This window comes from Tatumella sp. UBA2305, from assembly GCF_002345795.1.
Classification (GTDB): Bacteria; Pseudomonadota; Gammaproteobacteria; order Enterobacterales; family Enterobacteriaceae; genus Tatumella; species Tatumella morbirosei.
Map to the genome: position 1 here is coordinate 131,285 of NZ_DDVT01000011.1, position 14,413 is coordinate 145,697.

Genomic DNA, 14,413 nt, shown 5'->3' on the forward strand with positions numbered 1-14,413 from the left:
GATAGATAGCACGCTATCTTTTTACATTGTAACTTCTATTTTCAGGTGCTTAATTAGCCTCAGAGCCTTAGTCCGCAGGCCGCTACCTGAAAATACTTATGGAAGGAGCAATGGTATGAAAAATATTCCCCGCAGTAAGGACTCCACCGGCAGACGACTTTTTTTGCAACGGTCATTATCTCTTATCCCGTTAGTTGCAGTGACAGGCAGCCCCTTCTCTGCCGGCCAGGCTGCAGAAAAAAAAGCACCGGCAGTCACCGCAGATTATGTTCCGCAATTTTTTGACCCTCAACAATGGGCTTTTGTTAATGCAGCCGTCGATAGGTTAATCCCGGAGGACCAGAATGGTGCTGGTGCCGTCAGTGAAGGAGTTCCGGTCTATATCGATCGTCAGATGGAACTCCCTTATGGTTACGGACAGCTCTGGTATATGCAGCCTCCTTTTGCGCCGCACAGTGATCCGACCCTGGGGTATCAGTCTCCACTGGTTCCCCGCGAGCTTTATCGACAAGGAATTGCGTTAACCGAACATTACTGTCAGCAAACATTCCATAAGACATTTGCTCAACTCACGTCCGGGCAACAGGATCAGGTGTTACAACAGCTGGAAAAAAACACACTGAGTGATTCCACTCTCAGTGGTTCCCTGTTTTTCGAACAATTGCTGGAGAATACCAGGGAAGGCTACCTGGCAGACCCGGTCCATGGCGGAAACCAGACACTGGCTTCCTGGAAACTGATAGGCTTTCCCGGGGCCCGGGCAGACTACACCGATGCAGTCGCTCAACCGAATGTTCCTTATCCGCTGGGACCTGTGAGTATCTCTGGCAAAAGGAGCGTCTGATGGCAACAATAAAAAAAACAGCCACCGATATCGTTATTGTTGGCTTTGGATGGACAGGTTCATTGATGGCCCGCGAGTTAGCCGACTCCGGATTAAAAATTGTGGCACTGGAAAGGGGGGAGCAACGGGATACATATCCGGATTTTGCCTATCCACGTATTGCTGACGAACTCACCTATGGTATCCGGCTAAAATTATTTCAGAACGCCGCGAGGGAAACGGTCACCGTCCGCCATACTTCATCACAAACCGCGCTTCCCTATCGCCGTTTTGGTTCTTTTCTGCCAGGTAATGGCGTCGGTGGCGCGGGTGTTCACTGGAATGGAATGCTGTGGCGCCCATTGGCAGCAGATTTACAAATGCACACCACGTTGGTGGAGAAATATGGTCAGAGCTTTATTCCACCGGATATGACAGTCCAGGATTACCCCTTTACTTACGAAGAGATGGAGCCCTTCTTCGATAAATTCGAAAGAATATGTGGTGCGTCAGGTCAGGCTGGTAATTTGAAAGGCGAAATTCAGACTGGCGGAAACCCTTTTGAGCAACCACGACAACACCCCTATCCCACCAAACCGCTGCAACGTTTGTATTCCGGAGATCTGTTTGCTAAAGCGGCAGAAAAATTGGGCTATCATCCCTTCCCCTGTCCCGCCGCTAACTGTACAGAACCCTGGACGAACCCATATAAAGTTCAGATTGGGGTCTGTAACTACTGTGGTTTCTGTGAGCGATTTGGTTGTTTCAATTATTCCAAAGGTTCTCCGCAAAGTTGTGTCATTCCTTCACTCAAACCCTATGATAACTTCGAATTGCGGACTAACGCCCAGGTCATCCGGGTAAACACTGACAACACCGGCAAACAAGCCACCGGGGTGACCTATATTGATAACAGTGGTAATGAAGTGGAACAACCTGCGTCACTGGTGATCCTCAGCGCATTCCAGCTACATAACGTACGGTTGTTATTGTTATCCAAAATCGGTAAGCCTTATGATCCACAAACCGGCGAAGGTGTTGTAGGACGTAACTATGCTTATCAGATGACCGGGGGCGCGAAACTTTTTTTTGGCCCTGATCAGGATTTTAAACCCTACGCCGCCAGCGGAACCACAGCAACATTTATCGATAACTTTAATGCCGAAAACTTCGACCATTCATCGCTGGGATTCATTGGTGGCTCGACTATCTCAGCAGCATTCAGTGGTGGCCGTCCTATTCAGCAGACATTGTTACCTTCTGATGCCCCCCGCTGGGGAAGTGGCTGGAAAGCAGCGATAAAGACCCACTATGCCCACACCATGGCCATTGGCGCTTCTGGCTCGGTCATGCCATACCGGCAATGCTATCTCGACCTCGATCCGACTTACCGCGATGTTCATGGCCAGCCTCTGCTGAGAATGACATTTGACTGGCAGCCTAATGAGCTGAAGATGACGCAATTTATCGGCGGGAAAGTCGAGGAGATCATAAAGGTCATCAATCCGCCGCATTATGAAATGGGCTTTATGAACATGAATAGTCACTACGATGTTCGCCCTTATCAGTCGACGCATACCACCGGTGGCGCAGTGATGGGTGATTCACCCCGTACCAGCGTTGTAAATAAATATCTGCAAAGCTGGGATGTTCCCAACCTGTTTGTTCTTGGGGCCTGTTGTTTTCCGCAAAATCTGGCCTACAACCCAACAGGTATTGTCTGTGCCACGGCTTTGTTCTCGGCACATGCGATTAAAACCCGCTATCTGCCTGCCCCCGGGCCGCTGGTGACACTATAAGGAACCTGGTATGCAGAAATTAATTTTGTTCAGCCCGTTAGCCATTATTCTGGCAGGGTTTTGGAGTTCTGTTTACGCAGCTAACTCTCCTTCCCTGTCAGAAAGTACCACACTCTCTCGTGGAGAATACCTGGCAAGGGCCGGTGACTGCGTAGCTTGCCATACTGCTGAGGGAGGCCAACCTTTTGCCGGTGGGCTGAAAATGACGACTCCGGTGGGAGCCATCTATTCAACTAATATCACCCCGGATAAAGATACAGGAATTGGTAACTACAGTTACGATGACTTTGTCAAAGCTGTCCGTCAGGGAGTCAGTAAATCCGGATCCACTCTCTATCCGGCCATGCCGTATGCCTCTTTTTCGAAGATCTCCGATCAGGATATGCATGACCTTTATGACTATTTTATGCAGCAGGTTAAGCCAGTCAGCCAACAGAACAAAGCCTCTGATATTCCCTGGCCTCTGAGTATGCGCTGGCCTCTCGCGTTCTGGCGCCGGGCCTTTGTTGATGATCAGCGTTTTCAGCCGGTGGAAGGGAAATCAGCAGAATGGCAACGAGGAGCTTACCTGGTTCAGGGATTAGAACATTGCGGTGCCTGTCATACTCCCAGGGGTATCGCTTTTCAGGAAAAAGCACTCGATCAAAGTGACCCGGTTTATCTGACCGGAAACACACTGGAAGGATGGTATGCGCCCGATCTCACCGGTACACAGTCTTATGGTCTGGGCCGCTGGTCACAGCAGGATATTGTCAGCTTCCTGAAAAGTGGTGTGACGGCGCAAACTGCGGCCTTTGGTTCCATGTCTGAAGTGGTTCATGACAGTACCCACTATCTTAATGACAGCGATCTGCAAGCAATTGCCATCTATCTGAAATCATTACCTGCGGCACATCAGACAACGGCACCGGCCAGCAGTGATGCCACCGCTCAGGCACTGTTTAAAGGCGATGTATCTGCAACAGGTGCACAGGTTTATCTGGATAACTGTTCTGCCTGTCATCGCTCAGACGGTAAAGGCTATGATAAGACATTCCCGGCGCTGGCAGGCAACTCCGCAGTTCTGAGCAGTGACCCATCATCGGTGATTCATATCATATTGCAGGGTGGACAACGTGCAGTAACTTCTGATATGCCGACCGGATTAACGATGCCGGACTTTGGATGGCGGTTATCTGATCAGCAGGTCGCGGACGTCGCCACCTTTATACGGCAGGGATGGGGGAATAATGCTGCGGCGGTTAAGGCCAGTCAGGTGGCGGATATTCGCAAATTAATCCCGAAACCCGTACCAGAGGTTGCTAAGTAATTAGCAGAAAAAAAACGGCCCACAGGGCCGTTTTATGGTACTGGTAAGGCAGCTTATTAGAAGCTGTAACCAACACCAGTGATCCAGGTACCCACGTCAACGCTGCGGATACGGCTCTGCTCGTAACCAACATCAATAGCAACGTTTTCGATTGGGTTAAACTGCAGACCTGCACCATAAGAGAAACCAACATCGCTGGTATCTTGTTTCTGATAAGAAGTCTGGTTGTTCAGCTGATATTTACCGTAACCGATACCTACAACACCGTAGATGCTGGCCCAGTCATTCAGACGGTAAGCCGGACCACCAGTAAAGCCGTAGTACTGGCCTTTCTGATAATCATTACCGGTGTTACGGTCTTTTTCAGTGTAAGTGAAAGATGCGATCCAGCCCAGTGGGTTAGAACCATCTTCGTAACGATATTTCAGGTTGAAGCCATTAGCTTTGTTCAGTACGCCCTGATAATCACTCTGCGCGTAACCTGCACTCACGGTGCTCTGTGCCATTGCTGAACCGGCAGAAACCGCCAGTACGCAAGCTAATGCTGAAAGACATGCAATTTTTTTCATAATCACCTCAAATGTGAAACGACTTTTTTTCTGACAACAGGGAAAATATAACAAAAAACAGCGAGAAACTCTGCCGGAATTTTATTGTCTAACAGATTGTTTGGTGTAACAGAAAGTAAACAGAATTCTGTAATGCCATGATTTTATTTTAAATTAACCCTGTAATCACTCCGTAATTATTTTGTGCTATCGACAAATCTTTAAGGATAATCTTAAAAAACACGGACATTTCTTTACGTTTTAAAAGCTTTTTTGTCTAAAAGGCGAGCAACTAAAGTACAAGATTTCCTCATTGAAATTTTTTTCTGCAATTATGTCACTCTGGTATGAATCCGGTGAAGATCCTCTGCGGGTTCTGAGCGCTAGTCCCCGGTTAATTTCGGGTATAACTGCCCCTTAATAGTTGAGTAATGCCCTCTCCGGGGAAACAATGGTATTGCTGACGACGCTTTGAGTTCATCTGAGGGGTTGCCCCGAACAGTGAAATTAAAGGATAACGTGCTCTGATTTAATTCATCCGGAAAAATCTGATCAGATGGTTATCCGGCTTCGTGTTCCGCAAAGGGCATCCCCTCATCTCTGCCGGTACCCACCTTAATAAATATCAGCTATTGATTCGGGATTAATCGTCACCGGACTGCAGGCTCCCTGATGCCACTGCCGGAATCTAATTTCCTCCCTTATGACCCTTTACAATTTTATTTTTTGTTGGATGCGCCCAACCAATATAGGCCCTTATTGTTTCTGACAATGTCAGTGATTGGTGTAGCCTCCGTGCAAAAATGATTAAGGTTGCTATACTTGTTTGCGTGTTCACGAGATCTGACAGACAAGATCAACGAAGAGAGGAAATCATTAAATGAGTACCGCAAAACTGGTAAAAACAAAGGCTTCTGATCTGATTTACACCCGCAACGATGTTGTCGAGAAAGATAAAAAGGCAGCGATCAAAGTGTTAAGCCGCGTGGTGGTTGAGTTAATTGATCTCTCGCTGATAACCAAACAAGCTCACTGGAATATGCGTGGTGCAAACTTTATTGCTGTCCATGAAATGCTGGATGGCTTTCGTACCGCGATTACGGAGCATCAGGATACCGTGGCTGAACGTGTCGTTCAGTTAGGGGGAGTTGCGTTGGGTACGACTCAGGTGGTCAATGATAAATCACCTCTGAAGGCTTATCCGTTAAATATCCATACTGTTCAGGAACATCTGGTAGCACTGGCAGAACGCTATGCTCTGGTCGCCAATGATGTCCGTAAAGCCATTGACGAAGTTCCGGATGAAGACAGCGCAGATATCTTTACCGCAGCCTCCAGAGATTTAGATAAATTCCTGTGGTTTATCGAAGCTAATATTGAGTAATGCGGGCAATTGCCAATTCGCCAACAGGTGCCCCCGGTCGGGGCACCTGGTTTTTATTTATCCGTCGCACGTTGACTGAGGCGTTTTTTCCTGGTCTCTCCTGAAAGGAAAGTCCATGCCAGTATCCTGCTCTGTTTCTGTCCTTGCCCCATCTCCACTACCCTGACCTCTTTAGTGCCACATTCACGTAAAAGCAGTTTTAACGGCTGAAGATTATCTTTTTTAGATACCAGGCTACTGAACCAGATAATCTGATCAGCAAACCTCACACTTTCACGAATCATTTGTCCGACAAACCCCTGCTCTCCGCCTTCGCACCATAGTTCATTATGCTGTCCGGAGAAATTAAGTTTACTGTCGCCGGGCTGACCCAGATTACGAGATTTCCGCTCACTCCCCTGACGAGCTTCTTCCGCAGACCGGTGAAACGGTGGATTACATATTGTCAGATGGTAAAATTCATCTCTACGGATAATGCCGTCAAACACAGCCGCAGACTGTTTTTGCAGCCTCAGCCTGATTGCTCGTTGCAATCCGGGATTTGCCTGAATAATGGCATTAGCAGAAGCTATCGAGGCAGGATTAATATCAGTTCCGGTAAAACGCCATCCATATTCTGCATAACCAATTAACGGATAAATACAGTTTGCACCACATCCAATATCCAGAACATCCATTGTCGCCGGAAGACTGCCCTGTCGGTCAGTCGCCAGTAAATCAGCAATATGATGAATATAATCTGCCCTGCCAGGTACCGGTGGACAGAGAAAACCTTCGGCTAACTGCCAGTTAAGATTGTAATACTGTTTCAGCAAAGCCTGATTAAGTGCCCTGACAGCCTTCGGTTCTGCAAAATTTACTGAAGTTGTGCCAGCAGGTGTCGTGGTCAACCACTGCCGTAGTTGCGGGTTAATACTGCATAAAAGTTCAATATCATACTGTCCCTGATAACGATTTCGGGGATGCAGCGCGCGTTTAAGTATTGTTTTTTTCATAGGGCTTCGCAGGAAAGACCGGCAGTTCACTCGCCTGCCGGCCGATAATAGAAAATGTTGACTTTAACACTGTGCAAAAAGGATCGGCGGGCATTAGTAGCCGTGGCTCTCTAACACAGCTAACCCTTGTTCAACTGTCTTGCTACGGCCGGTCGCAATCAGACAGCAGGCAATCTGTAAACGCAACGCCCGGGGCACCGGAATGTTTCGCTCAAGTACCGCGTTAATCCATCGCGCCGTGTCCTCTGCAGTTTTTGATGATGGCAGATTAACCGGCTGCTCTGGCAGACGTTCTGTCAACTGCTCCGGCTGATTTAATTGACTGTTAATCCAGTAGAGAGCGGGTCCACGCTGCGGGTTAGCATAGACCTCCCCTTCACAACCATTCAGTAATAAAGCAGGGGACTGGGTTTGCTGAAAAAATGTCGCCACTTTCGGAATATATTCAGGATGAGAGACGGCTGACAGACGTAATGCCGCACTGTCCGGAAAGGGTGTCGCCAGTTTAGCCAGAGTATGCGCACTGTTGCGTAGTCCGAGTTGCCAGCGTAAAGCCAGTTGTCTGGCCAGAGGCGGGCACCACTGGCTAACAGTCATAAATACCATCTTCCCCTGATTCAGGCGTTGCTGTGCTTCTGCCATGCTGCTGACAGGAAAAATCTGCAATTCTGTCAGTACCGATTCAGTGGTGACCCGTGTCGGGTCATAATCCACACCATGGACAAATACCGGAAAACCCACTTTTTCCAGTAGCAAGGCCAGTAACGGGGTCAGATTCCCCTGACGACGGGCTCCGTTATAGCTCGGAATGACTATCGGCATCGGCTGATGTTCCGGTACCTGTAGCTTTGGCAACTTTTCCTGCAACGCCTGCCAAAACCCCAGCATTTCACCTTCGCTCTCGCCTTTAATCCGCAGAGCAATTAATACGGCACCAAGAATTAACGGGTCGAGCTGATCATCCAGCATCGCCTGATAGAGCTGGCAGGCCGTCAGTTGGTCGAGATCACGGGCATGATTTTTCCCACGTCCAATCTCTTTAACTATCCGGGTAATATCCATCTGATATCCTGTCTGTACGCAGTCGATACTGCGAAAAATAGCCATATCCGGCTAACGTCGTGGACGACGCCGGTTCTGAGTTTTGCTGCTGGCCACTGTTGGTTTTTTAGCTTTACTCACAGCTGCAGGAGGAATATCCGGCTGCTCAATAGCAAACACCGGTAAAGCCGCCAGCAACCTGCTGCCATAAGCCTTGCTGAACAGCCTTCGGTCATAAATAATCACCTCACCGAAGCACTGGTGACTACGAATTAATCGCCCGACCTGCTGGATCAAGGTAAATGAAGCACTCGGTAAACTTTGGATTTCGAACGGATAACGTTGCTGGCTCCTGAGCCATTCTCCTTCTGTGACAATAACCGGGCTGTCTACCGGAGGAAAAGATATTTTATGAATATGAACCTGAGTCAGCAATTCTCCCTTCAGGTCCAGTCCTTCTGAAAATGACTGCAGCCCAACCAGCACACTCTGCTGGCCATCCTTAACCCTCTGCCGGTGCAAAGTAATTAACCGGGAACGGGGTTGATCGCCCTGCACCAGCAACATAAGCCGTAAATCAGCCACTTCATTCAGGAATAACTGCATTGCCCGGCCACTGGAAAATAATACCAGACTCCCGGTGTGCTTCTTCTCTTCAACCTGCTGTCGGAAGTAACGGGCCATTTCCGCAATATGCAAAGCTTCCTGAGTAATATGTGGTTCGTATTGCATTTTTGGAACCACCAGCTTACCTTGCCTGACATGATCAAAGGGGGAATCCAGAGCAATAAAACGATCTCCGGCGGCCTCATTCAACCCGGACATTTCACTCAGCCGGCGGAAGCTGTTCAGCGAACGCAACGTCGCTGACGTCAGAATGACATGCGGGACTTTGCGCCAAAGTAGTTTTTCCAACTGGTCACTCACCCGAATACCTGCACAGTGAAAGAACAACTGGCGTTTACCTTCATCCCATTCGGTGGTCAGCCATTTTGAGACGGGTGCCCCCGACAACTGTTTCAGACCCGCCAGCCACCACAGTTTGCTCAATGATTCAAACCACCCCAGAAAACGGTTCAGCTGTAAAAGCCCACGATGAATACGGACAATGTCTTCTTTGCCGGTCATCTCTCCCAGCATATTTATCAGATTTTCGGTCAGCCCACGTAAGGCATCAGTCAGCTTAAATAACCGCTGGCAACGCTCCTCAGTCTCTTCCGGAAGTTCGCCCAGCACATAACGGTATTCAACCGGAGTTTCTCCCTGTTCGGGTAATAATGGTAGCATCTCAGCCACCAGTTCCGTAATAAGCTGACGAACAATAGCGCAATGTTCAGTGAGCCTCTCAGGATTAGCCAGTGAGGGGGGGGATTTAAAGGTAAACCAGCCGCGTAGGGTTTCCACCAGCTTACAGAATAAATCCAGCTGCAGCCCGGCACCGGCTGGCGATATATCACTGCTCATCTCTAATGCATCCCGTGCGACTTCGGGCAGGTGGTGGCCTTCATCCATCACTAACAGCATTTCTTTCGCCGGGGGTAATACAGCCTCTGTCTCCAGAGCTGCCATCACCAGAGCGTGGTTAGCTACCACCACGTCGGAGTGTTCAATTTCTCTGCGGGCAAGGAAAAACGGGCATTCGCGATACCACTGGCAATGATGGGCAAGACAACTGGTTTTATCCGTAGACATACGCAACCAGTGAACATCTTCAATCTGTACACTACAGTGATCACGCAGGCCATCCCACTCCCCGCTATTGAGTGATTTCTGTAACCGGTTAGCGATTTTTTGCTGTCGTTGCTGTGCTTCACCTGACAAACCTTTATCACTGGCCGGCGCCCCCTCTTCAAGATAGAAAAGCAGGTCACCCTGCGTATCCTGTTGTTCAGTCATAAAACTCAGGTTGCGCGGGCAAACATAACGACGGCGACCAAAAGCAGCGGTAAATGTCAGATCGGGAATAAACTGTTTAAGGAGAGGTAAATCTTTGTCAAAGATCTGATCCTGTAAGGCCACATTCGCGGTGCTGACCACCAGTTTTTTTTCGGCGGAACGGGCAATGGCAATGCCAGGAATCAGATAGGACAGAGTTTTGCCGACTCCGGTCGGGGCTTCAATGGCCAGATGTCGTCCTTCATCCCCTGACAGCGTTTTGGCGACCTCTGCGATCATTTGACGCTGAGGCTGGCGGGGTACAAAATCAGTCACCTGTGCCTGTAACTGCTTATACCATTCACCAATTTGTAATTTTATTGCGGGTGTCAGAACCATAACGACCATCGGCTAAAAGAATCAGCCTGTATTTTTACACAGTATTTCTTTTGACGGCAGTCCTGTCAGACTACTAGTCTAAAAAAACAGCATGCTTTTTTGTAAAACGAGAATTTCTGATGACACAGGCCGTTGCTATACAGAAAAATACCCGGCAAAAATCAAAATTCCTGTCCAACATGATGTTAACGTTTATCACAAGCCCGTTAAGAGTTATTATCAGTTCTCTGAACGAGGAGTGGTCTTGAAATGAACCTGCAAAAAATCGGCATTACTTTCCTTTTCCTGTTAATGGCACTTGGCGGTATGGGTGGCCTGATGCTGGTCGGCTACAGCATTATCATCGGTAAATGATCATGGCCACGGGCAGATTCACCGCGCAAACATCCATTCTGCCCGTCCGCCTACAGGTGTCTACGGTCGTTGACTGTCGAAAACTTTCTGGATCGTATACAGAAACCAGGGAGTGAACCTTTCTGCATTAGCGGCAATTTCCAGCTGCACCCCTACCAGACTGCTGTAGCGCCACGCATCCGCTTCCTGTGGATTTAACTCTGGCAATGCGTCAGTCATCCCAAAAAATATATGCCCATATTCGTGTTCAGTTAAGCCGTTATCCAGGGCCAGTTTATAACTGATCTCAAACGCCGGATTCAAAGCAAGCGATATTCCCATTTCTTCCCGCAAACGCCGTTCCGCGGCATGCTGTGTCGTTTCACCAGGAAAAGGATGACCGCAGCAGGTATTACTCCACAAACCACCGCAATGGTACTTATTTTCTGCGCGGCGCTGTAACAGGAGTTCACCTCTGGCGTTGAATACATAGACAGTCACCGCCCGGTGCATCAGCCCTTTTTGATGCACTTCCAGCTTTTCCATTTTTCCTGTGGGGTTATCATCTTGATCAACAAGAATAACTTCTATCACTGGCATAAAATTCCTTAATAAACCTGCGGCAAGTATATACCTCTGTTCTGTATCGTGAAATTGTTTGCATCAGGAAATCCTCCCAACACGCTGCATCGCTTTATGCCAGGCTCCCTGTCGGATTGACCAACGCAGTAGCCTGGCAATACAGTGCATACTGTAACGGGTGGCCGCCTGTTGTCTGGCGCTGCGTAGTGGAACTCCGGGAACCTGAGTCCATACCGGCAGCAGATCGGCCCCTGCCCTGAGCATGATATTCATTACCGGCCGGGCTGCCTTTGACGGGGCGGGCGCAGAAAATAATAACCGGCTGACCTCCAGAGTGCGTTCATCGGTACGTAATTGTGGTCGCATACTCGCCAGATAGTCCTCAACATCACTCACCGTGAGCGGAAGGTCCGTTGCCCCCAAAGCATGGCCGGTCAGTGAAGCTTCCGCATAATAACGGTTCTGCTCAGCCACACTGAGAGAAGGATTTTTATAGCGCAGATGGGCAGCCAGAAAACTTGATGTTTCTGCCACATGAACCCAGCGCAATAAACCGGGGTCACTGGCATGATATTGCTCCCCATCGGGGTTGATACCTGAAACCCGCAGATGAATACGCCTGACTTTATCAATCAAAAATTCAGCATCCTGGCGATTACCGAAACTGGTGACGGCAATGAACTGACTGGTCCTGCGCAAGCGCCCGAACAGATCATTGCGAAAGTCAGAGTGATCCCAGACACCGGCCAGAGCAGAGGGGTGCTGCATCTGAAGTAACAAGGCGGCAATCCCGCCGCACATCATCGATGAGAAATCGCCGTGAACAGTCCATACCATGCTGTCGGGTCCGAACAGCCCGGGGTCACCGACCGGGCGCGTCAGATCAAACTCATTCAGAGATAACCCGTTCAACCGGTATACCTGGCGGGCAATTTTATCGCGAATTACATTCATCATACTGAATTACATTCATCATACTGTTGTGGTTCAGGGCAAAGGGATTGCCCTGAACTTAGAGTTTCCGGGATTACTGAAAAGTGAACTGCGTTTTCTGTGTACGTACTGAATCCAGGCCAATCATCAGATTGAAATTACCAGGTTCCGCCACATACTTCATCTGAGAATTCCAGAATTTCAGAGCACCTTCATCCACCGTAAATGTTACTTTTTGAGATTCTCCGGCTTTCAGATTGACCCGACGGAAGCCTTTCAGTTCTTCGACAGGTCGGCTCAGACTCGCCACCGGATCATTGAGGTACATCTGCACGATGGTGGCTCCGTCACGTTTACCGCTGTTAGTGACAGTCACACTCGCCTGCAGGCTCCCGCCGCGAGAGAAGTGGCTGGCGGATAATGTCACTGGAGACACCGTAAATTTCGTGTAACTCAGACCATAACCAAACGGATACAGCGGTCCGTTCATCGCATCATAATAATGCGAGGTATATTTATCCGGATGCAGATAATTGTACGGACGCCCCGTTGGCAGGTGGTTGTAATAAATCGGAATCTGCCCCACAGAACGCGGGAAAGAGACGGGCAGCTTGCCTGACGGGTTTTTATCGCCGAACAGGACATCAGCAATAGCATGGCCACCTTCAGTGCCGCTAAACCAGGTTTCCAGAATCGCATCCGCCTGAGTCTCCTGCTGACTGATATCCAGAGGACGACCGTTCATTAACACTATCACCAAGGGTTTACCGGTAGCTTTCAGTGCCGCCACTAACTTACGCTGGCTTTCCGGAATACGAATATCACTGCGGCTGGAAGCTTCATGTGCCATACCCTGAGACTCACCCACCGCTGCAACAATAACATCGGCTTTTTTGGCTGCTTCAACCGCCTGATCCAGCAATTGTTGCGGAGACAGTTTATCGACGGTCACCGCCTGCTCATAGCTGTTAAGAAATTTCTGTACCAACGGATTATCGGTAATATTCGAGCCTTTGGCATAGAGCAACGTGGCCTTACCGTTCAGCGCTTCGCGCATTCCCTGCAACAGGGTGACTGACTGTCCTGCGACGCCGGCTGCTGACCAGCTACCCATAATATCGCGCTGACTATCCGCCAGTGGTCCCACCAGTGCAATGGTTCCCTGTTTTTTCAGCGGTAAAATGCCTAAGCGGTTTTTCAGTAAAACTAACGTTTCAGCCGCGACTTCACGAGCTTGCTGACGATGCAGACGACTTTCCGCATTGGTATCCGCCGGATCACTGCCCGCCGGCCCGAGGTGACTGTAAGGATCGCGGAACAAACCCATATCATATTTAACGTTCAGCACATGGCGGGTAGCATCATCAATTTCAGCCATCGTCACCGCGCCACTTTTCACAAGCCCGGGGAGATACTGGCTGTAATACTGATCACTCATGCTCATATCGATCCCGGATTTTAGCGCAATACGCACCGCATCCTGTGGATCACTGGCGACCCCATGTTTGATCAGTTCTTTTATCGCACCGTGATCACTGATAGTGATCCCTTTAAATTTCCACTGATCCCGCAACACATCTTTTAGCAGCCAGCTATCTGCGGTGGCGGGCACACCATTGATTGAATTGAGTGCCACCATCACGCCGCCGCTTCCGGCGTCTAACGCCGCTTTATAAGGAGGCATATATTCCTGGAACATACGCTGCGGGCTCATATCAACAGAATTATATTCCCGCCCGCCTTCCACCGCGCCATACAGTGCAAAATGCTTTACGCTGGTCATCAGTGAATAGCGATCTGCCGGGCTCTTGCCTTGCATGGCCTGTACCATGGCTCGTCCCATTTCAGCAGTCAGCAGGGTATCTTCACCGAAACCTTCAGACATCCGCCCCCAGCGGGGTTCGTGGCTGACATCAACCATCGGCGCCCAGGTCATATTCAGCCCGTCATCTGCGGCTTCATAAGCGGAGATCAGACCTACGGTTTTTATGGCATCCAAATCCCAGCTGGCCGCCAGTCCCAATGGGATAGGAAAGATCGTTCTCTGACCATGAACCACATCATAAGCAAAGAACAACGGGATCTTCAGGCGACTTAACTGCATCACCTGATCCTGCATAGCACGAATATCCGGCCGGGTAACGGTATTAAAGATTGCCCCGACCTGCCCTTTACGGATCATTTCGCGAATGGCTGATTTGGGATTATCGGGACCCACACTGATAAGACGTAACTGACCGATTTTTTCGTTAAGGGTCATTTTTGCCAGCAACTGAGTGACATAAGCATCGCGTGCCTTCTCATCCCCAAACGCAGCAGGTTGTGACGCAACTGCGATGGCCGAAGGAAGGGTAATACTGGCAAACAGTAACGGGTAAATCCATTTCATCAG

11 protein-coding genes are annotated in these 14,413 nt (G+C 49.2%); 4 read left to right on the forward strand and 7 right to left on the reverse strand.

All coding sequences use genetic code 11. The annotated features are described in order from the left end of the window. The first annotated feature begins 115 nt into the window (after positions 1-115). From B3Z23_RS04815 to B3Z23_RS04825, 3 genes are read left to right on the forward strand one after another with little or no spacing between them, the layout of a single operon-like run. Positions 116-844 (forward strand): gluconate 2-dehydrogenase subunit 3 family protein, encoded by a 729-nt coding sequence (locus B3Z23_RS04815; RefSeq protein ID WP_294902416.1) that lies wholly within the window; start codon positions 116-118, stop codon positions 842-844. Next, a complete protein-coding gene (locus tag B3Z23_RS04820) occupies positions 844-2,622 on the forward strand; it encodes a GMC family oxidoreductase (protein WP_294902419.1) in 1,779 nt (592 codons plus the stop codon). The genes B3Z23_RS04815 and B3Z23_RS04820 overlap by 1 nt, the downstream gene beginning before the upstream one ends. Before the next feature lie 10 nt (positions 2,623-2,632). After that, positions 2,633-3,931 (forward strand): cytochrome c, encoded by a 1,299-nt coding sequence (locus B3Z23_RS04825; RefSeq protein ID WP_294902422.1) that lies wholly within the window; start codon positions 2,633-2,635, stop codon positions 3,929-3,931. A gap of 56 nt (positions 3,932-3,987) precedes the next feature. On the opposite strand, the gene ompX is transcribed toward B3Z23_RS04825, so the two are convergent. Beyond that, positions 3,988-4,500 (reverse strand): outer membrane protein OmpX, encoded by a 513-nt coding sequence (gene ompX / locus B3Z23_RS04830; RefSeq protein ID WP_038019682.1) that lies wholly within the window; start codon positions 4,498-4,500, stop codon positions 3,988-3,990. 859 nt (positions 4,501-5,359) lie between these two features. Between ompX and dps the strand changes: the two genes are divergently transcribed. Beyond that, complete coding sequence (dps, locus tag B3Z23_RS04835) at positions 5,360-5,863, forward strand: DNA starvation/stationary phase protection protein Dps (RefSeq protein ID WP_087487836.1); 504 nt, start codon at positions 5,360-5,362, stop codon at positions 5,861-5,863. 53 nt (positions 5,864-5,916) lie between these two features. On the opposite strand, the gene rlmF is transcribed toward dps, so the two are convergent. From rlmF to bglX, 6 genes are all read right to left on the reverse strand, one after another. Beyond that, on the reverse strand, positions 5,917-6,858 hold the full coding sequence (rlmF, locus tag B3Z23_RS04840) for a 23S rRNA (adenine(1618)-N(6))-methyltransferase RlmF (RefSeq protein ID WP_294902427.1): 942 nt from the start codon (positions 6,856-6,858) through the stop codon (positions 5,917-5,919). A 93-nt stretch (positions 6,859-6,951) separates the two neighbouring features. Beyond that, positions 6,952-7,920: a DNA-binding protein YbiB gene (ybiB, locus tag B3Z23_RS04845; protein WP_294902430.1), complete on the reverse strand. Its 969-nt coding sequence runs from the start codon at positions 7,918-7,920 to the stop codon at positions 6,952-6,954. A gap of 51 nt (positions 7,921-7,971) precedes the next feature. Beyond that, the gene (gene dinG, locus B3Z23_RS04850; RefSeq protein WP_294902433.1) at positions 7,972-10,173 is read right to left on the reverse strand and encodes an ATP-dependent DNA helicase DinG; all 2,202 of its coding nucleotides are present in this window, start codon (positions 10,171-10,173) and stop codon (positions 7,972-7,974) included. 414 nt (positions 10,174-10,587) lie between these two features. Further along, entirely contained in the window at positions 10,588-11,106 is a 519-nt protein-coding gene (gene idi, locus B3Z23_RS04860; protein WP_294902436.1) for an isopentenyl-diphosphate Delta-isomerase, read from the reverse strand. A 63-nt stretch (positions 11,107-11,169) separates the two neighbouring features. After that, a complete protein-coding gene (locus B3Z23_RS04865; RefSeq protein WP_414716459.1) occupies positions 11,170-12,042 on the reverse strand; it encodes an oxygenase MpaB family protein in 873 nt (290 codons plus the stop codon). 73 nt (positions 12,043-12,115) lie between these two features. After that, on the reverse strand, positions 12,116-14,410 hold the full coding sequence (gene bglX, locus B3Z23_RS04870) for a beta-glucosidase BglX (RefSeq protein ID WP_294902442.1): 2,295 nt from the start codon (positions 14,408-14,410) through the stop codon (positions 12,116-12,118). Between the last annotated feature and the right edge of the window lie 3 nt (positions 14,411-14,413).

Coding starts and splice junctions, on each gene's coding strand:
- dinG (WP_294902433.1), bottom strand. CDS start 10,173: ATGGTTCTGACACCCGCAATAAAATTACAAATTGGTGAATGGTATAAG.
- ompX (WP_038019682.1), bottom strand. CDS start 4,500: ATGAAAAAAATTGCATGTCTTTCAGCATTAGCTTGCGTACTGGCGGTT.
- B3Z23_RS04825 (WP_294902422.1), top strand. CDS start 2,633: ATGCAGAAATTAATTTTGTTCAGCCCGTTAGCCATTATTCTGGCAGGG.
- rlmF (WP_294902427.1), bottom strand. CDS start 6,858: ATGAAAAAAACAATACTTAAACGCGCGCTGCATCCCCGAAATCGTTAT.
- B3Z23_RS04820 (WP_294902419.1), top strand. CDS start 844: ATGGCAACAATAAAAAAAACAGCCACCGATATCGTTATTGTTGGCTTT.
- ybiB (WP_294902430.1), bottom strand. CDS start 7,920: ATGGATATTACCCGGATAGTTAAAGAGATTGGACGTGGGAAAAATCAT.
- dps (WP_087487836.1), top strand. CDS start 5,360: ATGAGTACCGCAAAACTGGTAAAAACAAAGGCTTCTGATCTGATTTAC.
- B3Z23_RS04815 (WP_294902416.1), top strand. CDS start 116: ATGAAAAATATTCCCCGCAGTAAGGACTCCACCGGCAGACGACTTTTT.
- bglX (WP_294902442.1), bottom strand. CDS start 14,410: ATGAAATGGATTTACCCGTTACTGTTTGCCAGTATTACCCTTCCTTCG.
- idi (WP_294902436.1), bottom strand. CDS start 11,106: ATGCCAGTGATAGAAGTTATTCTTGTTGATCAAGATGATAACCCCACA.
- B3Z23_RS04865 (WP_414716459.1), bottom strand. CDS start 12,042: ATGAATGTAATTCGCGATAAAATTGCCCGCCAGGTATACCGGTTGAAC.